Source organism: Lentzea sp. NPDC058450, from assembly GCF_042721395.1.
Taxonomy (GTDB): Bacteria; Actinomycetota; Actinomycetes; order Mycobacteriales; family Pseudonocardiaceae; genus Lentzea.
On the sequence record NZ_JBHXLO010000024.1, the window covers coordinates 95,901 to 115,117 of the forward strand.

Annotated in this window: 21 protein-coding genes; 13 read left to right on the plus strand and 8 right to left on the minus strand. The window is 71.0% G+C overall.

The features are described from left to right. Positions 1-42: 42 nt before the first annotated feature. Both ACFWNN_RS31025 and ACFWNN_RS31030 read right to left on the minus strand, forming a co-directional pair. The gene (locus tag ACFWNN_RS31025) at positions 43-267 is read right to left on the minus strand and encodes an acyl-CoA carboxylase subunit epsilon (protein ID WP_382443475.1); all 225 of its coding nucleotides are present in this window, start codon (positions 265-267) and stop codon (positions 43-45) included. After that, a complete protein-coding gene (locus ACFWNN_RS31030) occupies positions 264-1,901 on the minus strand; it encodes an acyl-CoA carboxylase subunit beta (protein WP_382443476.1) in 1,638 nt (545 codons plus the stop codon). The genes ACFWNN_RS31025 and ACFWNN_RS31030 overlap by 4 nt, the downstream gene beginning before the upstream one ends. Before the next feature lie 117 nt (positions 1,902-2,018). Here ACFWNN_RS31030 and ACFWNN_RS31035 point away from each other — a divergent pair, with 117 nt between their 5' ends. The 3 genes from ACFWNN_RS31035 to ACFWNN_RS31045 are packed head-to-tail and all read left to right on the plus strand — an operon-like array spanning position 2,019 to position 4,271. Then, a complete protein-coding gene (locus ACFWNN_RS31035; protein WP_382443477.1) occupies positions 2,019-2,816 on the plus strand; it encodes a biotin--[acetyl-CoA-carboxylase] ligase in 798 nt (265 codons plus the stop codon). 14 nt (positions 2,817-2,830) lie between these two features. Next, complete coding sequence (locus tag ACFWNN_RS31040; protein WP_285644059.1) at positions 2,831-3,355, plus strand: PH domain-containing protein; 525 nt, start codon at positions 2,831-2,833, stop codon at positions 3,353-3,355. Beyond that, positions 3,342-4,271 (plus strand): hydroxymethylglutaryl-CoA lyase, encoded by a 930-nt coding sequence (locus ACFWNN_RS31045; RefSeq protein WP_382443478.1) that lies wholly within the window; start codon positions 3,342-3,344, stop codon positions 4,269-4,271. The genes ACFWNN_RS31040 and ACFWNN_RS31045 overlap by 14 nt, the downstream gene beginning before the upstream one ends. 1 nt (position 4,272) lies before the next feature. On the opposite strand, the gene ACFWNN_RS31050 is transcribed toward ACFWNN_RS31045, so the two are convergent. After that, positions 4,273-4,710, minus strand: a complete 438-nt coding sequence (locus tag ACFWNN_RS31050) for a MaoC family dehydratase (RefSeq protein ID WP_382443479.1) — start codon at positions 4,708-4,710, stop codon at positions 4,273-4,275. A 97-nt stretch (positions 4,711-4,807) separates the two neighbouring features. On the opposite strand from ACFWNN_RS31050, the gene ACFWNN_RS31055 reads away from it, so the two are divergent. From ACFWNN_RS31055 to ACFWNN_RS31070, 4 genes are read left to right on the plus strand one after another with little or no spacing between them, the layout of a single operon-like run. Further along, positions 4,808-5,293, plus strand: coding sequence for a YbaB/EbfC family nucleoid-associated protein (locus ACFWNN_RS31055; RefSeq protein ID WP_382443480.1), 486 nt, complete (start codon positions 4,808-4,810; stop codon positions 5,291-5,293). Next, entirely contained in the window at positions 5,290-5,604 is a 315-nt protein-coding gene (locus tag ACFWNN_RS31060) for a WXG100 family type VII secretion target (protein ID WP_382443481.1), read from the plus strand. The genes ACFWNN_RS31055 and ACFWNN_RS31060 overlap by 4 nt, the downstream gene beginning before the upstream one ends. Before the next feature lies 1 nt (position 5,605). After that, complete coding sequence (locus ACFWNN_RS31065; RefSeq protein WP_382443482.1) at positions 5,606-8,254, plus strand: TNT domain-containing protein; 2,649 nt, start codon at positions 5,606-5,608, stop codon at positions 8,252-8,254. Then, complete coding sequence (locus tag ACFWNN_RS31070) at positions 8,251-8,505, plus strand: hypothetical protein (protein WP_382443483.1); 255 nt, start codon at positions 8,251-8,253, stop codon at positions 8,503-8,505. The genes ACFWNN_RS31065 and ACFWNN_RS31070 overlap by 4 nt, the downstream gene beginning before the upstream one ends. Here ACFWNN_RS31070 and hisN read toward each other — a convergent pair. After that, entirely contained in the window at positions 8,486-9,265 is a 780-nt protein-coding gene (gene hisN / locus ACFWNN_RS31075) for a histidinol-phosphatase (protein ID WP_382443484.1), read from the minus strand. The two genes, ACFWNN_RS31070 and hisN, sit on opposite strands and share 20 nt — an antisense overlap. A gap of 32 nt (positions 9,266-9,297) precedes the next feature. Here hisN and ACFWNN_RS31080 point away from each other — a divergent pair, with 32 nt between their 5' ends. After that, a complete protein-coding gene (locus ACFWNN_RS31080) occupies positions 9,298-9,972 on the plus strand; it encodes a response regulator transcription factor (protein WP_285644049.1) in 675 nt (224 codons plus the stop codon). Further along, positions 9,972-11,246 (plus strand): ATP-binding protein, encoded by a 1,275-nt coding sequence (locus ACFWNN_RS31085; RefSeq protein ID WP_382443485.1) that lies wholly within the window; start codon positions 9,972-9,974, stop codon positions 11,244-11,246. The genes ACFWNN_RS31080 and ACFWNN_RS31085 overlap by 1 nt, the downstream gene beginning before the upstream one ends. A 435-nt stretch (positions 11,247-11,681) precedes the next feature. Here ACFWNN_RS31085 and ACFWNN_RS31090 read toward each other — a convergent pair whose 3' ends face one another. The 3 genes from ACFWNN_RS31090 to ACFWNN_RS31100 all read right to left on the minus strand — a co-directional run bounded on the left by ACFWNN_RS31090 (position 11,682) and on the right by ACFWNN_RS31100 (position 15,106). Further along, entirely contained in the window at positions 11,682-12,215 is a 534-nt protein-coding gene (locus ACFWNN_RS31090; protein WP_382443486.1) for a GtrA family protein, read from the minus strand. Further along, positions 12,145-12,744: a GtrA family protein gene (locus tag ACFWNN_RS31095; RefSeq protein WP_382443538.1), complete on the minus strand. Its 600-nt coding sequence runs from the start codon at positions 12,742-12,744 to the stop codon at positions 12,145-12,147. Before ACFWNN_RS31095 ends, ACFWNN_RS31090 begins: the two co-directional genes overlap by 71 nt. Positions 12,745-12,856: 112 nt before the next feature. Continuing rightward, on the minus strand, positions 12,857-15,106 hold the full coding sequence (locus tag ACFWNN_RS31100; RefSeq protein ID WP_382443487.1) for a sigma-70 family RNA polymerase sigma factor: 2,250 nt from the start codon (positions 15,104-15,106) through the stop codon (positions 12,857-12,859). A 142-nt stretch (positions 15,107-15,248) separates the two neighbouring features. Here ACFWNN_RS31100 and ACFWNN_RS31105 point away from each other — a divergent pair, with 142 nt between their 5' ends. From ACFWNN_RS31105 to ACFWNN_RS31120, 4 genes are all read left to right on the plus strand, one after another. Then, complete coding sequence (locus ACFWNN_RS31105) at positions 15,249-16,016, plus strand: GGDEF domain-containing protein (RefSeq protein WP_382443488.1); 768 nt, start codon at positions 15,249-15,251, stop codon at positions 16,014-16,016. Positions 16,017-16,128: 112 nt separating this feature from the next. Then, the gene (locus ACFWNN_RS31110) at positions 16,129-16,509 is read left to right on the plus strand and encodes a GntR family transcriptional regulator (protein ID WP_382443489.1); all 381 of its coding nucleotides are present in this window, start codon (positions 16,129-16,131) and stop codon (positions 16,507-16,509) included. After that, the gene (locus ACFWNN_RS31115) at positions 16,506-17,300 is read left to right on the plus strand and encodes an ATP-binding cassette domain-containing protein (RefSeq protein WP_382443490.1); all 795 of its coding nucleotides are present in this window, start codon (positions 16,506-16,508) and stop codon (positions 17,298-17,300) included. Before ACFWNN_RS31110 ends, ACFWNN_RS31115 begins: the two co-directional genes overlap by 4 nt. Beyond that, entirely contained in the window at positions 17,297-18,493 is a 1,197-nt protein-coding gene (locus ACFWNN_RS31120; RefSeq protein ID WP_382443491.1) for a hypothetical protein, read from the plus strand. Before ACFWNN_RS31115 ends, ACFWNN_RS31120 begins: the two co-directional genes overlap by 4 nt. Here the strand turns inward: ACFWNN_RS31120 and ACFWNN_RS31125 are convergent. Then, positions 18,451-19,209, minus strand: coding sequence for an NAD-dependent epimerase/dehydratase family protein (locus ACFWNN_RS31125; protein WP_382443492.1), 759 nt, complete (start codon positions 19,207-19,209; stop codon positions 18,451-18,453). The two genes, ACFWNN_RS31120 and ACFWNN_RS31125, sit on opposite strands and share 43 nt — an antisense overlap. Positions 19,210-19,217: the final 8 nt, after the last annotated feature.

Below are 19,217 nucleotides of genomic sequence, written 5' to 3' on the forward strand. Positions count from 1 at the left end.
TCAAGCCTTGGCGTTGAAAAGGCGTTTCAAAGCTTGATCCCCTCAGCCGGGGAACCCGGACGCCTTCCAGGCGCCCGGCCCGTGCTGCACCGGCCGGCGCACCCGGCGAGCCGGGTTCGCCCACTCCGAACGCCGCTGCGGCGCCTCCTCGACGGGCGCGGCCGCGGCCAGCCCGGCGACGACGGCGGTCAACGCGGCCAGCTGGTGGTCGTCGGGCGTGCCCTTGACCACCTTCAGCAGCGGCACGTTCTCCTCCGGCGCGGTCACAGCGGGATGTTCCCGTGCTTCTTGGGCGGCAGCGTCTCACGCTTGTCCCGCAGCATCGCCAACGCGCGCGCGACGTACCCACGCGTGAACGACGGCGGGATCACCGAGTCGACGTACCCGCGCTCGGCCGCCACGTACGGGTTGCAGAGCGTGTCCTCGTACTCCTGCTGGAGCTGGGCCCGCAACGCGTCGACGTCCTCACCGGCGGCACCGGCCGCGGCCAGCGTCTTGCGGTGCACGATGTTCGCCGCGCCCGAAGCGCCCATGACGGCGATCTGCGCGGTCGGCCACGCGAGGTTGATGTCGGCGCCGAGGTGCTTGGAGCCCATGACGTCGTACGCGCCGCCGTACGCCTTGCGCGTGATGACGGTGACCAGCGGCACGGTGGCCTCGGCGTAGGCGTAGATCAGCTTGGCGCCGCGCCGGATGATGCCGTTCCACTCCTGGTCCGTGCCGGGCAGGAAGCCGGGCACGTCCACGAACGTGAGCACGGGGATGTTGAACGCGTCGCAGGTGCGCACGAACCGCGCGGCCTTCTCGGAGGCGTCGATGTCGAGGCAGCCCGCGAACTGGGTGGGCTGGTTCGCGACGACGCCCACCGACTGCCCGTCCACGCGGCCGAAGCCGACCAGGATGTTCGGCGCGAACAGCGGCTGCACCTCGAGGAAGTCGCCGTCGTCGAGCACGCGGTTGATGACCTCGTGCATGTCGTACGGCTGGTTCGCGGAGTCCGGGATGAGCGTGTCGAGCTCGCGGTCCTCGTCGGTGATCGAGTCGGAGATCGCGCCCTGGGCGAGCGTGCCCTCGAACGCCGGGGTCTCGCTCAGGTTGTTCGACGGCAGGTACGACAGCAGTTCCTTGACGTACGCGATCGCGTCTTCCTCGTCGGAGCCGAGGTAGTGGGCGTTGCCGGACTTGGTGTTGTGCGTGCGACCGCCGCCCAGCTCCTCCATCGTCACGTCTTCACCGGTGACGGTCTTGATGACGTCCGGGCCGGTGATGAACATGTGCGAGGTCTGGTCGACCATCACCACGAAGTCGGTCAGCGCGGGGGAGTAGACGTGCCCGCCGGCGTTCGAGCCCATGATCAGCGAGATCTGCGGGATCACGCCGGACGCCTTGACGTTGCGGGAGAAGATCTCGCCGTAGAGGCCGAGCGAGACGACGCCCTCCTGGATGCGCGCGCCGCCACCCTCGTTGATGCCGACGATCGGGCGGCCCGTCTTGATCGCCAGATCCATGACCTTGACGATCTTCTCGCCGTAGACCTCGCCGAGCGAGCCGCCGAAGACCGTGACGTCCTGGGAGAACACGCACACCGGACGGCCGTCGACGGTGCCGTAGCCCGTCACGACGCCGTCGCCGTAGGGACGGTTCTTCTCCTGGCCGAAGTTGGTCGAGCGGTGCCGGGCGAGCTCGTCCAGCTCGACGAACGAGCCGGGGTCGAGCAGGAGGTCGATGCGCTCGCGGGCTGTCTTCTTGCCCTTCGCGTGCTGCTTCTCGACAGCGCGTTCCGAGCCGGCGTGAACCGCCTCGTCGTTGCGCCGGTAGAGGTCAACGAGCTTGCCCGCGGTGGTGTGGACGTCGGGCGCGTTCGCGGGGACGTTCCCGATCGGCTCGGTCGCACTGCTCATGGGCTCGCAGCCTAACGAGACCATTGCTGAACTGCCCCGTGCAGTTGTCCAGGTCACGGCAACCTGTTGGTCATCTCTGATCGCACGTACTCTCTTCGCTTCCAATAGCCTGGCCCGATGACCACACTCGACGCCGCAGAGCTGCGCTCCAGGCTCGTCGCACCCAACGGCCCGTTCGCCGCCCTCGACGTCGTCGAGAGCACGGCCTCCACCAACGCGGACCTCGCGGACTCCGGTGCCGCCGACCGCACCGTGCTGATCGCGCTGGAGCAGACCGCCGGGCAGGGCCGCCGCGGCCGCAGCTGGTCGTCGCCGCAGGGCGGCCTCTACGTCAGCGTGCTGTTCCGGCCGGACGTGGCTCCCGCGCGGCTGCCGTGGCTCAACCTGATCGCCGGGCTGGCGCTCGTGCGCGTCGCCCAGTCGGTCGGTGTCGAGGCGACCCTGAAGTGGCCCAACGACCTGCTGCTCGGCTCCACGCCCGGCAAGGGCGCGGGCATCCTCTCCGAGATCACCGCCGACGGCTCGGTCGTCGTGGGCATCGGCCTGAACGTGGCGAAGCTGCCGGCCGGCGTGGAGGCGGCGCCCGGCGGGCTCGCGCCCACGTCGTTCGAGGACCAGGGCGCGGACGAGCTGGACCGCACCGAGCTCGCGTTCCGGCTGCTGGTCGAGCTGGCCGGGCTGGAAGGCGTGTGGCGCAAGAACGAGGGCGACGCCGTGGAGTCCGGGGTGCTGGAGGAGTACGCCGAGCACTCGTCGACGCTCGGCCAGAACGTCCGCGTGGAACTTTCAGGTGGTGTTCAGCTTCAGGGAGTTGCGCAGCGCATCGAGCCGGACGGGACGCTGGTGGTGCGCGGCACCGATGGGGTGGACCACGGCGTGTCCGCTGGTGACGTGGTGCATTTGCGTCCGGCGTAGTTAGGGTTGGCGCCATGGCGTACCCCGACGACCTGCTGAGCTCCGGCGAGCACGTCGTGATCCACAAGCACCCCCACTGGAAGATGTTGATCTTCCCGGTGTTCTGGCTGCTGGTGGTGGTCGCGCTGGGCACCTATCTCGCGGGCCTCGTCGGCGGCCAGTCGTGGGGCTTCATCGCCCTGATCGCGCTGGCCGTCGTCGCGGTCGTGCTGGTGCTGTGGCTGACGGTCACGCCGTTGCTGCGCTGGCGGACGACGCACTTCATCATCACTTCGGACCGCGTGATGTACCGCGAGGGCGTGTTCAAGCGCACAGGCCTCGACATCCCTTTGGCCCGTGTCAACAGCGTGCGCTTCGAGCACTCTTTCGTGGACAGGCTGCTGGGCTGCGGCACGTTGATCATCGAGTCGGCCTCGGACGAGCCGCTCGAGTTCGACGACATCCCGTCCGTCGAGAAGGTGCACACCATGCTCTACCGCGAGGTCAACGACAACCCCGAGGACGACTTCCAGCCGAGGCGGCTCGATGGGCGCGCGTGAGGTCGGCCTGCCGGACGTCGTGCCCGGCGCGTCCCTCCCGTCCGCCGTCACGATCTGGGAGGTCGGGGCGCGCGACGGGCTGCAGAACGAGTCGGCGGTCGTGCCCGTCGCGGTGAAGCTGGAGTTCCTGGACCGGCTGGCCGCCTCCGGACTGTCCGTTCTGGAGGCCACGTCGTTCGTGCACCCGAAGTGGGTGCCGCAGCTGGCCGACGCCGCCGAGGTCCTGGCCGGGCTCAAGCCCGCTCCCGGCGTGATCTACCCCGTGCTGGTGCCGAACGAGCGCGGGCTGGACCGGGCTCTGGAAGCCGGCGTCACGCACATCGCTATCTTCGCGTCCGCCACGGAGACGTTCGCGTCGCGCAACCTCAACCGGACGCTGGACTCGCAGTTCGAGATGTTCGAACCGACCGTGGCGCGCGCACTCGAAGCCGGGATGTCCGTGCGCGGGTACGTGTCCATGTGCTTCGGCGACCCCTGGGAGGGGCCCGTCGCGCAGTCCCAGGTCGTGGCCGTCGGTGAACGGCTGCTCGGCATGGGGTGCTCGCAGGTGTCGCTGGGCGACACGATCGGCGTGGCCACGCCGGGACAGGTCGAGTCGGTGCTCGCCGGGTTCCGCGACGTGTCCTCGCTGGCCGTGCACTTCCACGACACGTACGGGCAGGCGCTGTCCAACACGCTCGCCGCTTTGCGTTGCGGCGTAACGACTGTGGACTCGTCCGCCGGCGGTCTGGGCGGGTGTCCCTACGCCGAGTCGGCCACCGGGAACCTCGCCACCGAGGACCTCGTGTGGATGCTCGACGGCCTCGGCGTCGAGACCGGGGTCGACCTCGACAAGCTCGTCGAGACGTCGGTGTGGATGGCCGAGCAGCTCGGCCGGCCGAGCCCGTCACGCGTGGTGCGGGCGCTCTCCAAGTAAGTCAGCCGCGGGCGGTGAACATGCCCGTCGCGATGAACCGGAAGACCGGCTGGTCGCCCTTCACCGCCGTTCCCGCGAACTCCACCAGGCCGAGGTCCGGGCGCTTCTTCGACAGGCGAGCGCTCAGGACCTCCGCCGCGAACGTCAGCGTGTCGCCGGGGTAGACGGGCGCGAGCCACGAGAGCTCGCGGCCGCCCGGCGAGCCCTGCGAGGTGGAGTCGGCGAGGACCACGTCCACCCAGCGGCGCATCCACAGCGACGCGGTGTACCAGCCGGATGCGGACAAACCGCCGAAAATCGAGTTCCTCCCGGCTTCCTCGTCGAGGTGGAAGGGCTGCGGGTCGAACTTCTTCGCGAAGTCCAGCATGTCGTCCCGGTCGACGGTCAGGTCGCCAAGCGGGATGATGCGGCCTGCGGGCAGATCCTCGAAGGCGATCATCTCGTTGATTCTACGTAACTGAATCCGCTGGGAACCGATCTACGGTCGACGGCGTCCTAAAGCCCGAGCCCAGGGCTATGCGTGTGAGGGGGACTCGGTGGACGACCACCGTGCGCAGGTCGAGGAGCTGCTGGCCGACTACCGGCGCAGCCGCGAACAGCTGGTGTCGGTGCAGCGCGACCTCGCTGCCGTGTCCGGGCGCGCCTCCAGTCCGGACGGGACGGTCGAGGCGACCGTCGGCACCGGCGGGAAGCTCGTGGCCCTCGAACTCTCCGAGATGGCGTACCGCAGGCATCGGCCGGAGCAGTTGGCCGAGCTGATCGTGCGGACGGTCGCCGCGGCCGCCGCGAGCGCGGCCGAGGAGACCTACCAGGCGTTGAGCGCCGTGCTGCCCACCGCCACGGACCCCGCCGCGCTGGTCGCCGGAACCGCCGACCTGCAGCCGTCCGAGTACGAGATCTCCGAGTACGAGACCGTCGACCTCGGGCAGCAGCCCGTGCGCCGCCGGGCCGACGACGACGAGGACAACGAACAGCGGGAGAGCTGGCTCGACTCCGAGCTCATCAACAGGAGGGTCCGATGACCGGGTACTCGGCCGATCTCGAACGGCTGGACGCGGGCGCGCGCGACATGAAGGGCTTCGCCGGGCAGGCGACCGAGATCGCCGGCGTGCTGGACCGCGCCCTCGCCGGGTTCGGCGCCTGCTGGGGAGACGACGCCATCGGCCGCAGCTTCGCCGCTTCGCACGAGCAGCCCGCCGGTGCCGCTTCCGGTGCGCTGTCGGGGCTTTCGGCGACGCTGGGGGACGTGGGCGACAAGCTCGCCTCCACCGCCGCCACGTATCGGCACGTCGAGGAGACCAACGCGTCCGGGATGAGAAGGTTGGACGGCTGACATGGGCATCGAGCTTCCCGCCGAACTCACCGCCATCGCCGCCAAGGCGGGCGTCACGTGGCCGAAGGCCGACGAGGACGCCATGCGTTCCAGCGCCACCGCGTGGCGCGAGGCGGGCGACAAGATCAAGAGTCTGGGCACCACGTCCGACGGCGCCGCGAGCCGCGCGCTCGGTGGCGTGACGGGCGCGACCGGCGACGCCGCGCGCGGCCGGTGGGCCAAGGTCGTGGCCCCCGACGGCGACTTCCAGCGCGCCGCCAAGGGCTGCCACGCCGCCGCCGACCGCCTCGAGCACGCCGCCGTGCAGGTGGGCGCCGCGAAGGTCCAGATCGTCCGCGAACTGGTCACGCTGGCCAAGAACAACGACGCCGCCACGGCCTCGGCCAGCGCCGGCAACCCCAACGCCCTCGCGGGCCTCGACACCCTGACCAAGGGCGCCGCCGCCAACGTCGCGAACCTCAACACCCTGCTGACCTCGGCCATCCGGCTGGACAGCGGCATCGACATGACCCAGGGCGGCGCCCCGCCCGTCAACACCGCGCCCGGAGCCCACGGCCCCGGCGGTGGTGGTGGCGGCGGTGGCTTGTTGTCGCCCGTCACGAACATCGTCGGCGGAGTGGTCGCGCCCGTCGCGGGCGTGGTCACCGACGTGGCCGCCCCGGTCACGAACGCCGCGGGCAACGTCCTCGCCCCCGTCGCGGGCGCGGTCGCACCTGTCGCGGGCGCAGTGGCACCCGTTGTCGCACCGGTCGCCGCGGTCGTCGCGCCGGTGACCGAAGCGGTCGCCCCGGTCGTCGGCGCCGTGACGGCTCCGGTCGCTCCCGTCGTCGCCCCGGTCGTGGGTGCGGTGGGTGAGGTCGCCGCGCCGATCGCGCACACCGTAGCTCCGGCCGCCGCTCCCGTCGCCCAGGCGCTGCACCCGATGGTGGACACGGTGCCCGGCGGCCGCGAAGCCGTCGGCCCGATCCTCGGCGACGGCAACGGTCCCGGCAACGGAGCCGACCAGGGCCGCGGCGAGGGCAGGGGCCCGGCCCCTCTTCCCGGCCTGGTGGCCAACGCGGCCCAGCCCGTCGTCGCCCCGGTCGCCCACGCGGTGGCGGACACGATCCCGAGCGTCCACGGCACCCTCGGCCCCGTCGCCGAGGGCACGACCCAGGCGTCCGGTGCCGCAGTCCTCGACTCGCCGCTGATCCGCGGCGGCGAACTCCCCGGCCAGGCCGCTGCCGCGGCCCCCGCCGCAGCCGCGGCGGCTCCGGCAGCCGCCGCTCCGGCCGCCCCGGCCGGTCCGGCGCTGGGCAGCCCGATGGGTGGCGCGCCGGTCGGCGGACCGATCGGCGGCCCCGTGGGTGGTGCCGTCAGCGGCGTTCCGGCGGCGGCGGCTCAGGCCGGCGCCGTGGTGGGTCAGCAGACGCCCGGCCAGCAGGCCCAGGCGAACCAGCAGGCCCAGGCCGCCCAGCAGAGCCAGCAGGCCGCGAAGCCGACCGACGCCAAGTCGAGCGACCCGAAGGCCGCCGCCGAGGCGAAGGCGGGCGAGCTCAAGTCCGGTTCCGGCGAGCTCAAGCAGGGCGCGCAGGGTGCCCAGGCCGTTGCGGCCAAGTCCGGCGCACCGCTGCTGCCCGGCACCCAGGCGACGACGGCCCAGTTCGGCGGCCAGTCCGGTGCCCAGCCGGGACCGCAGGGCCAGACCGCGGCCCAGGCGCAGACCGCGTCGGGCCCGGTGGCGGCCAAGGACGCCACCGCGAAGGACCTGTCGAAGGACACCGCCGACACCGTCCTCGACGGCGACCTCACCACCGTCGACGACCAGGGCGAACGCCGGCTCGGTGACACCATCGCCACCCCGGCCGCCCCCGGCGCGGACGTCGACCTCGGCGCCCGCCCGGCCGCGGGCCCCATGGCGACCACCGCGGACTTCGGCACGCACAGCGTTTCGCACGCCCTGAGCGACCGCCTGGAGAACCGCGAGAACCTGGCCCTGGCCGACCCGGGCCTGGCGGGCGAGATCGCCCGGCACACCTACACGGCGGCGGCCGCGGGCAGCTGGTTCATGGCCATCTTCCTCAGCGCGGGCAGGGCACCCCGCCTCGCCCCGAAGCCGGCCCGCCAGCTCCCACCGCCTCCGCAGGCCCCGGAGGAGCAGCCGGTCCCGAGGTTCGCGCCCGGCGACCACCCGCAGGCGGTCGATCTCTCCACCGCACAGCCGACCTCGCCGTCCGACGGGCTCGGCGTGGATCACCCGGCCGTCCAGGCGCTGCTCGAAGGCCACGACGGGCTCGCCGGCATGCACGAACGCGACTGGGAGGTCCTCTTCCAGCACGAGGACGGCACCCCGCGCTGGCCGGCCGAACGCGAGGGCGGCTACGAGGACAGCCAGGCCGAGGTCCTCACGGCGGGCACCGAGCTGGACAGGTTCGGCACGCCGGAAGGCCGTGTGCTGAGCGCCGCCGGCACCCCGTTCGCCCAGCGCTCGCTGCCTCCACAGGCCGCGGCCGAGGGCTACCGGGTGTACCGGGTCGAGAAGGACCTGCCGGTGCACCGCACGATCAGCGCACCCTGGTTCGGCCAGCCCGGCGGCGGCAGCCGGTACCGCACCACCTACCCCGTCGCGGACCTCGTCGCGCTCGGCTACCTCACGGAGATCACCGCATGAACGTCGAACAGCTGCCCGAGTGGCTGACGAAGATCGGCGTGCCGGACGACGTCGTCAGCCTCGGCGAGGAGACGGACCAGCGCTGGTGCCTGCTCGCCGACGAGACGGGCTTCGAGGTGTTCTGGCAGGAGCAGGGCAACCGCTACGACTGGGCCCGGTTCGACGACGAGAGCGTGGCGTGCCACTACCTCTTCGGCCGGCTGGCCTGGGCCCAGGTCGCGCGCGGAAGCCTTACCGTGCCAACAGCTTGAGCGCGGCCTCGTGCAGGTGGCCGTTCGACGTCAGCACGCTGCCGGCGTCGTAGCGCTCCTCGCCGTCGAGCGAGGTGAAACGGCCACCCGCCTCGGTCACCAGGACCTGGAACGGGGCGATGTCCCACGGGTTCGCGATGCACTCGGGTGCGAGGTCGATCGCGCCCTCGGCGACCAGGCAGTGCTGGTAGAAGTCGCCGAACGCGCGGCTCTCCCAGGTCGCGTCCACCAACCGCAGCCACGCCTCACGTGAGTGGTACGTCACCCACGACTTGATGTCGGTCGTCGACACGTACGCGTCCTCGAGCGCGCGCACCCCGGACACGGAGATCGCGCGCTCACCGGACGCGTCCGACGCGAACGCGCCCCCACCGGCAGCCGCCCACCAGCGACGGCCGAGCGCGGGCGCGGACACCGCACCGACCACCGGCACGCCGTCGACCACCAGGGCGATCAGCGTGGCCCAGATCGGCACGCCGCGCAGGAAGTTCTTGGTGCCGTCGATCGGGTCGAGCACCCAGACGCGGGACGCGTCCAGCGTGCCGCCCCGCTCCTCGCCCATGACGACGTCGTCGGGACGTTCGGCGGCGAGCAACGCGCGGACCGCGTCCTCGACCGCGACGTCGGCGTCGGTGACGGGCGTGCGGTCCGGCTTGCGCTCCACGGCGAGGTCGTGAGCGCGGAACCGGGTCGCGGTGATCGCGTCGGCGGCGTCGGCGAGGCGGAGGGCCAGTTCGAGATCAGCATCGTGGCGTGACACGCGGCGATCGTTCCACGAATACGCTGGGGCCCGTGAGCGTGGTGTTGCTGGCCGAGGACGACCCGGCCATCGCGGAACCGCTCTCTCGCGCCCTGACGCGGGAGGGCTATTCGGTGCAGGTCGTCGGAGACGGACCGCAGGCCTTCGAGGCCGCCATCGCCGGAGGCATCGACCTCCTGGTGCTGGACCTCGGCCTTCCCGGCATGGACGGCCTCGAGGTGTGCAGGAGGCTGAGGCAGAGCGGCAGGAGCGTCCCCGTCCTGATGCTCACCGCCCGTGCCGACGAGGTCGACTTCGTGGTGGGCCTCGACGCGGGCGCCGACGACTACGTCGCCAAACCGTTCCGCCTGGCCGAGCTGATGGCACGCATCCGAGCCCTGCTCCGCCGCCGGGCCCCCGGCACCCTGGAGGTCAACGGCGTCCGCGTCGACCTGGCCGCCCGCCGCGTCACCGTCGACGGCGGCGAGATCCAGCTGGCCAACAAGGAGTTCGAGCTCCTCAAGGTCCTGATCCAGCGAGCGGGCCAGGTCGTGAGCCGCGACGAGATCCTCTCCGAGGTCTGGAACGACCCGGACCTCAAGGGCAGCAAGACCCTCGACATGCACATGTCCTGGCTGCGCCGGAAGCTGGGCGACGGCACCCCGAACTCCGCGGAGAAGCGAATCGCGACCGTCCGCGGCCGCGGCTTCCGCTTCAACGCCGACTAGTGCGCCGCCGGATCCTGCGGGCGATCCTGCTCGCGGTCGCCGTCACCGGCATCGTCCTGGGCCTGCCCCTCGGCTACTCGGCGCTGACCCTGGTCGAGGACACCGCCCAGGGCACCCTCAACCAGCAGGCCCAGCAGATCGCCACGGCCCTCGACGACCAACTGGCCAAGCAGGAACCCCTGAGCATCGAGGGAGTCCGGGTCGCCATCCCGGCGGACGGCCGCCTGACCGTCACCTCCAGAGGCGACACCGAGGTAACCGGCCCATCGCCAGGCGACGACCCGCTGGCAGTGGAACTCCCCATCGCCCAGCAGGGCACGGTCCGCCTGGAGATCCCGTCGGGCCCGATGCACACCCAACAGGCCCAGGTAGCAGGCCTGGTCCTGCTCCTGCTCGCTGTCTCCGTGGGCACCGGCACCATCGTCGCGCTGGTAACGGCGCAAACGCTTGCCCGCCCCCTGGGCCACGTGGCAGCGAGAGCCTCCCGCCTGGGAGCAGGCGACTTCAGGGCAGACGGCCAGCGCTACAACATCCAGGAACTCGACGCGGTCTCCGAAGCCCTGGACACCTCAGCGACGGCCCTGGCCCGCCTGGTCCAACGCGAACGCGAACTGGTGGGCGACGTCTCCCACCAACTTCGCAGCCGCCTGACGGCCCTCCAACTACGCCTGGAAGCCCTCGCCGAACACCCGGAACCAGACACGGCAGCCGAAGCCAGAGCAGCCCTGGAACAGGCAGAACGCCTGGCCGCAGTCCTGGACGAACTCCTGGCAGCAGCGAGAGCAGCCCGAGCAGTAGGCGCAGAACCCCTGGAACTCCGCCCGGCCCTCACCCTGATCGCCGAGGAATGGCGCGAACAGGTGCGCAGCCAGGGCAGAGCCCTCCGAGTCCGAGTCCCGGACGGCCTCCTGGCCAGAGCCACTCCAGCCCGCCTGCGAGAAGCGATCGGCGTCCTCCTGGACAACGCCCTGCGCCACGGCGAAGGCTCAGTGGTCGTCTCAGCGAGAAGCGAAGAGGGCACCGTCGTGGTGGAGGTGAGCGACGGAGGCGCAGGAGTCCCCGACGACCTGGCAGCTCACATCTTCGAACGAGGAGTCTCCGGCGGAGGCTCGACAGGCGTGGGCCTGGCCCTGGCCAGAGCCCTGGTGGACGCAGACGGCGGCCGCCTGGAACTCTCCACGGCCCGCCCGGCGACGTTCGCGGTCTTCCTGCCCAAACCGAAGGCCCAGGACGTGGTCGGCATCTCCTGGAAGACCCCAAGCACCCCGCGCTAGCCCCAGCGCACGCTAACGCAGGCGTCCCCTCGCACTCAGGCTCCCCCGCGACCCAACGTACAGACGGGGTCTGACACTCCGACGAAACCGCAGTCGCGAACGCAAGGTGACCACCGTCTTGGCCTGGCGCGCGCTCTCAACCGGCTGCCGTCAACGCAAAGCCCACCACCTACGAGACCTGGCGTTGCGAAGCGAAGCGAGCCCGAACGGGCTGATGCAGGACTGGGAGCCGGTTCCACCGCTCAAGGCGATTGGGGCTTGACTTTGGGTGCGAGGTGCTAGCTTCTCGAGCTCGGCCGGGCGCTTTTCAGCCCGGCCTTTTCCGGCCGATGAGCGCCTCGCAAGGGCCCCGAAGTCAAGCCGCAATCGCACACCCAGGGTCTTTCGTCGAGACTCAACCCGACCACCCTCGCAACCGCAGCCGAACCAACAAACTCAGGAATGCCCCAAAGCTTCCTCATCCGAATCCGAACGCCCACCCCGCACGTTCTCCTCGGGAAACACCCAGTTCTTGTACCCATACCACCGAAACGCCATAGCGATCAACGTCCCGATGATCTGCGCACTCAAAAAGTCCGAAACCTCCTCAGCAAACCGCGAAACATGCGGCTCCTGAAGATGGAACAAATACCGCGAAACCCACAACGGCGCCGAGTTCAACACGATCCCGACACCGTTCACAAAGAAGAACAACAGAGCCTCGTGATGCCGCTCCCGCCCCCCACGGGTCCGGAACGACCACTCCCGATTCAGGATGTACGACACGATCGTCGCCACCAGCGTCGCGATGATCTTCGCCGTCACGGGGTTGTTCGGCAGCACCACGGTCTTGATCCCGAAGAACAGGACCGTGTCGATCACGAAGCAGGTGCCCCCGACCAGGGCGAACTTGACTAGCTCACGATGCTTCAGCGCGATCGACCGAATTGGCTCCGGGAACCGCGAGATCACTGTTTCGCCTAGGGACACGGGGCGAGTCTACGGAGATCGGGTGAACGCGGCGGTCCGGACGCGCGCCGGCGTCGGGGAAGACCCAGCGGCGCATGGCCCAGAACTTGAAGCCCGTGGCGAGCAGCATGCCGATGATGGAGCCGGAGACGAAGTCCGCGACCTCTTCGGTGAGCACCGAGACGAACGGCGCCTGGAAGCCGAACAGGTGCCGCGACAGCCACAGCGGCAGGATGTTGATGCCCACGCCCAGGCCGCTGACCAGGAAGAACAGGGCTGCCTCGTGGTGGCGTTCGCGGCCGCCGCGGGTGTGGAAGGACCACTCGCGGGACAGGACGTACGAGGCGATGATCGCCACCAGGACGCCGATGACCTTCGCCGTGACGACCTTGTCGGTCAGCACGGTGAGCTTGAGCGCGTACCAGACGCCGTTGTCGATCAGGAACGTCGTGCCGCCGACCAGGGCGAATCTGATCAACTCGCGGTGCTTGTGCAGCAGGAACTGGAGTGGTTCGGGCAGCCGGCTCATGGCCCGGCGGACGACTGGCAGCACCTCGCCAGCTTACGGATCAAGGTAACGGCGGCTGCCTCCGGGTGTTACTTTCCGCCACCCAGAGGCGCGCCACCTGCACGTTCAGTGACGAACGAAGATCAACATTTGATCAACTTCGCGGGGGTTCGCAGTCCGGCCAGCCGATGATGCCGCCGATCAGTCCGGGGAGCAGGCCGTGCGGCGGTTCGCACGGCTCCTCCGAACGCGGCGGCGTGGTCGTCGGAGGCAACGTCGGCGTCGGCAACGTCGGCACAGTGGGCACGGTCGGAACCGTCGGAACGGTCGGCGTCTCCACCGGCACCGTGGGCTTCGTCGGCTCGGTGGTCGACCCCGGCGTGGTCGTCGACGGCGTCGTCGGCTCGGTCGGACGGGTCGGCTTGGTCGGCTCCGTGGTCTGCGTCGGCGGCGTGGTCACCGTCGTCGTCGGCGGGTTCGGCGGCTCCTCGCCCGGCGGGTTGCCGGGCCACCCCTTCACCGGCACGGTCACGGACTTCGTGGCGTTGCCGAGCGTCGCCGTCACGGTGATCTCGCCGCCCTCGCGCCCGAACGCCCAGAACGACATCCGGAACCGCTCGTCCCGCGGCAGGTCCGCGACGCAGCGGATCGCGTTCTCACCCTGCTGCTGGCACTGCCGGAACGGCGCGAACACCACGAGGTTCTTCGTGGACGTCACGTCGAGCTTCAACGTGCCTGCGCGAGGCCCCTTGTTCCGCACCTCGACGTCCGTGCGCGGGTGGTACCAGAACACGTCCTGCCAGGTCTGCACCGTCAGGTCGATGTCGTCGTTCACCGGCGGCACGTTGACCTGCACGCTCACGTTGACCGAGATCGCCGAGCCCGCGCTGATCACACCGGTGATCGTCCCCGGCACGGCCGTGTCGGTCGCCCGCAGCCGGAACTGGAACGTCGCCTGCCCGCCCGGCGCGATCCCGGCGGGCGTGACGCAGGTGATCGTGCCGGTCCCGGCGGGGCACTGGACGGTCTGGTCAGCGGAACCGTCCGGCTGCACGAGGCGCATGCCGCCGAATCCGGCGGGCCCACCCGTCGACACGACGCCGGGCGGCAGGTTCAGCACCATGCTCGCGGGCGGCGCGGCCGTGCCACCGGTGTTGCGCACGGTGATCGGGAAGTCCTTGGGCTCCTCGCCAGGAGTCAGCGTGTACCCGCTCGGAACTGTCGGCGTGAGCGACGGCGGCGCCGGAGCGGGCGGCTCCGGTGCGGGAGGTTCGGGGGCGGGCGGCGGCGCGGGCGGAGCCACCGGGGGAGGCTCCTCGGTCGTCGGCGCCGGCGGTTCGGTCGTGGGACTGGGCGCGGGAGGCGTGGGAGCAGGGGGCTGCGGCGGAACGGGCGGCCGGGGCGTCTGCACCTGCGTCTGAGCGGGCGGCGGCTGCACGGCCTGCACGGCGGGCACCTGCTGCTCCCCGCCACCGGCGGCGGCCAGCGCGATCGCCACGGCGGCGGCCACCGCGGCCGCCGACCCACCGACCGTCGCGAGCTGACGAGGAATCGCGGCACCCACGGCACCGGCCCCACCCGCGGCGGCACCGGCGCCGACGACGGCGGTGGTCGTCCCGGCCGTGACCAGGTACGCGGTCGCGCCGATGCCCAGCACGAGCGGCGCGACGAAGATCCGCAGCGCCCCGTTGACGTCCGCGAGCTCGGCGGCCAGCGCCCGGCACCGCCCGCACTCGTCGAGGTGCGCCTCGACCTGCGTCGCCTCGCGCTTGGACAACCCTCCGCGGGTCCACGCGCCCAGCCGGTCGACGGTCGCCTTGCACCGCTCCGTGGCGGTCTCGGCCAGGTGCATCTGGAGGTACTGCTGCTTCAGACCCTCACGCGCGCGGTAGGCGAGCGCGGACACGCCGTTGGCCGTCAGCCCGAGCAGGGGCGCGACCTCGGCGGGCGACTGGCCCTCGATCTCGGTGTGCCACAGCACCATCTGCCAGCGCTCGGGCAGGGCCGCGAACGCCCGCGCGGCCATCGACTTCTCGAGCCCGGCCACCGCCGTGTCGCTGAACGCGACGGGCGGCGCGACCTCGGTCATGTCCTCGGTGAGGTCGACCTTCTTGTCGCGGCGGGTCTTGTCGTACGCGGTGTGGCGCAACGCCGTGAGCAGGTACGCGCGGAACGCCGAGTCGGGCCCGCGACCGGCCCGGAGCGTGTCCAGGACCTTGGCGAACGCCTCGGAGACGAGGTCGTCGGCCTCCGCCTGCGAGCGGGCGAGCTGGCGGGCGAGGTTGTAAGCAGCCGAGACGTGGCGCTCGTACAACTGGCCGTAGGCGTCAATGGTCCCACCACGCACGGACTCGATGAGTTCAGCGTCGCTGGGTCCCTGGACGTCAGCAGGAACGATAGCCACGGTCTTCGATTCCCTCCCTCGCGGCGCTCAGTGTGACTTACGGCGGCTGGCGGAGTCATCTGAATCCCCCGCGCGGGTTGCGTCACGATCCGGCGACGGGTGCGTCTCCCACCTGGAATCGGGAGAGCTGAAGGGAGACCGGGTGGGTGTCGCACAAGCGGAACGCCTGCTGAAGTCCAGGTGGCGCACCGCCACCATGGCCGCCGGCTGGGCGTTCCCCGCAGACTGGCCGCTCGCCGAGGTCGACGACGTGTGCGCGGCGATGCTCGACGACGCGGACCCCGGCGACGCGCTGGTCCGGCTCGGCAGAGCACGGGCGGAAGCGGGCGCGGGCCTGAGCGAGACGCTGATGGACCTCGCCGCGCTGCACGCCGTGCTGACCGACGGGTCGCACATCGTGTCGCCGAACGTCGACGCACTCCCTTCGCGGATGCTGCGCATGACAGCGCTGGGATGGGCGGACGTGGTGACGAAGCAGGCAGGCGAATGCGCTGCCGAAGATCCTCTGACCGGGCTGGCGACCGCCGCCTACCTGCGAACACGACTGGGAGAGGTGTACCGGGAGACACCTGTCGCACCGCTCGACTACGCGCTCGTGCTGCTGCGTCTCGACGTGCACCGCGCCACCGGCTGGTCCCGGGTCGTCGCGATGACGCTCGTGTCGGACGCGCTGCGCACCGTCTTCGACGGCGGCGAGACCCTGGCGACCCTCGGTCCGTGCGTCGCCGCGGTGCTCGTCCGCAGAGACGAACTGCTGGCGCGAAGAGTCTCCAACCTGCGGGTTCTCGCGGCGGACAGACTCGCCGACGACCCCAACGTCCGGCCGGTCGGGCCAGCGAAGGTCTGGATCGAACGACTGCCGGACACGCACGCCGAGGCGCGTGCCCTCCTCACCTCGCTAGGGCGCTGAACCCCCTGTCCCGCGCCTGGCGGCCCTCCCCGCGTCCCCACCGGGGTCGCTTCCCAACGCGCTCAGAAGTGTTCTATTGTCCTAGTTAACTAGAACAACCTGGGGAGCGTGCGTGGTCGAGTTCCACGTTGACCGCGGCAGTGGCTTTCCCGCGTACCTGCAGCTGGGTCAGCAGGTCAGGGAGGCTCTGAGGCTCGGCTGGCTTCAGCCGGGCGATCGGCTGCCGACGGTGCGCGAAGTCGTCGCCACGAGCGGCGTGAACGCGAACACCGTGCTCAAGGCCTACCGCGAGCTCGAGCTCGCCGGCCTCGTCGAAGCCCGACAGGGCTCCGGCACCTTCGTCAAGGCCTCCTTGGGGTCCGCCGCCCCCGAGGACCTGGACCCGTTGCGCGAGGGACTCGCGAAGTGGGTCGCGGAGGCACGCTCCGCCGGGTTGGAGGACGAGGACATCTACGCGCTGCTGCGCGAAGTGCTGAGTGGGGGAGCGCAATGAGCGTGGTTGCGGCCGAAGTCTCGAAGTGGGCCGTGCGGAACGTCTCCTTCGAACTGCCGCCGGGCAGCGTCACGGCGATGGTCGGGGCCAACGGCTCCGGCAAGTCGACGCTGCTCAACGTGCTGGCCGGGCATCTCCCGGCCGAATCGGGGCACACGTCCGTCGCGGGACGCGTGGCGTACGTGCCCCAGCACAAGCCGATGTACAAGTCGTTCAAGGTCGCGGACGTCCTGAACTTCGGCCGGCGCATGAACGACGTCTGGGACGAGGAGCGGGCAGACGGGTGGCTCACCCGGTTCAAGGTCCCGCGCAGGCTCCAGATCGGCGACCTCTCCGGCGGTCAGCGCACGCACGTGACGCTGGCGCTCGCCCTCGGGTCGCGCCCGGACGTGCTGCTGCTCGACGAACCGCTGGCCGAGCTGGACCCCCTGGCCCGGCAGCGGGTCATGCGGGAGCTGCTGACCGAGGTGAACGACAAGGGCCTGACCCTGGTCTTCTCCACGCACGTCGTGGCGGAGATCGGCGGCGTCGCGGACCGCTTGCTATTGCTGTCCAACGGGCGGTTGCTCGTCAACGGCGACACGGACGAGTTGCTGGAGCAGCACGTTCTCTACACAGGTCCGCACGCCTCGAAATCACCCGTGGAAGGACCCGTGGTGCTCGCGAAGCACGGCAAGTCGCAGTCGTCGTTCCTGGTGCGCTCCGGCGGCCGGCGGATCGACGAACCGTGGACCGCCCGGTACGTGACGCTGGAGGAGCTCGTCGTGGCGCACCTGGAGCGTGCGGCATGAGCCTCGACACGACCATCTGGCTGACCTGGCGTCAGCACCGCTGGCAGATCCTCGGCGTCGCGGCCATCGCCCTGCTCGCCGCCTGGTCGCTGATCTTCACCGAGTTCGCGCCGAGCGGGGTGGGCTCCATGCCGCTCGCCGGCTTCTACGGGCTGATGGTGCAGTTCGGGTTCGGGGCGATCGTCGGCATGTTCCTGGGCGCCCCGCTGCTCGCCCGCGAACTCGAGGAACGCACCTACTTCGTGGCCTGGGGCCAGGACGTCACCCCCGCGGAGTGGTTGCGCGGCAAGGTGCTCGTCCTCGGCGCGCTCGTCGTGCTGCTGGCCGCGCTGGTCGGCGCCGGTGACGGCTACGTGGGCGTGCGCCGGTCGTGGGCGGGCTTCGAGGCGAACCCGTTCGTGCAGGCCGCCTACGCGCTGCTCGGCCTGGCGATCGGCGTGCTCGTCGGCCTGCTGACCAGGCACGTCCTGACGGCGATCGCGGGGACGCTCGTGTTCTTCTCGCTCGCGCGGTTCGTCCTCAGCGCCGCGCGCGACTACTACCTGCCGCCCGAACGCATCATCGTGCGCTGGGAGAACACCCCGGTCCTGCCGCCCGGCGCGCTGGAGCTCGGCGGCGGGTTCGCAGGCCCCGACTTCGACCCGGTGTCGGTGCCGGACAACTGCGCGCTGATCAACGAGAACACCTGCATGCGCAACTCCAGGGCCGCGATCGGCACGTACGTCGACTACCAGCCCGTCGACCGCTTGGCGTACTTCCAGATCGTCGAGATCTTCCTGTGCGCCGTGCTGGTGGCCGGGTGCCTCTTCCTGACGTTGTGGCTGTTGCGCCGGGGTGGTGGCTGGAAGCCGTCGCGGTCGCACCGGCAGCTGGGCGACGCTCCGGTGGCGGGACCGGCGCCGGTCGTGGTCGCCGGAGGTGCGGCGGTGGTGGTCGGCGGGGTGGCGGCTGCCGAGGCCGAGCCCGAGGCAGGAGCGGTGGCGGTGCTGGTCGCCGAGTCGGACTCCGACCCGGACTCCGACATCGACTGGATGCCTGAACCCGAGCCGGAAGCCCTACCCGAACAGCATGTCGAGCCCGAGCCCGAGCCCGAGCCCGAGCCCGAGCCCGAAGCCGTCGCCGAAGCCGAGCCCGAGGCCTCCGAACCCGATCAGAGCACCCCGGCCACCGACGCGGACAAGGCGGACGGGTAGCGCGGCCGGAACCCGAGCTCCCGCTGGGCGTGCTCGGTCGAGACGATCCCGTTCCACGGGTCGAACTCCTGCTGAACGGCCTTCCCTGGGGGTAGGCCGTTCAGCAGGTGCAGTTCCAGCGCCGTCACAGGGCTGTCGTCGGCGATGTTGAAGATCCCCTCGGCCCCGGCGCCGAGCACCTTCAGCACTCCCTGGGCCACGTCCTCGTGGTGCACCATGTGCAACCGCTGGTGCGAGGGCCAGGTCGACGCCCACCGCAACGACTCCTCGAGGTGCGGATCGCCCTCGCCGTAGACGAACGCCAGCCGCAGCACCGCGGCCGCCCTCGTGTCGAGCACGGCCTGCTCGCCGAGGGCCTTCGTGCGCGGGTAGTCGCCGAACGCCGGGTCCGGCCCGGTCGGGTCGGTCTCCGCGGCGGGTCGCCCCAAGCCGTTGGGGTACACCAGGTTCGTGCTGATGCTGACGAACTGGGGCACCTTCGCGCTCAGCTCCGCGAGGGTGCGCGTGCCGTGCACGTTCACGCCCTCGAAGTCGGTGCTCGTGCGCAGTGCGGCGGCCACGTGCACCACGGCGTCCACGCCGTCGACCAGGTCGGCCACCGCCTCGGTGTCGGCGAGCCGCGCGGTCAGCGTGCGCACGTCGTGGCCCTGGTCCCGGAGCCGGGGGAGGAGCCTGCTGCCGACCCGTCCGGTCGACCCCGTCATCGCGATCTTCATGTGCTCCA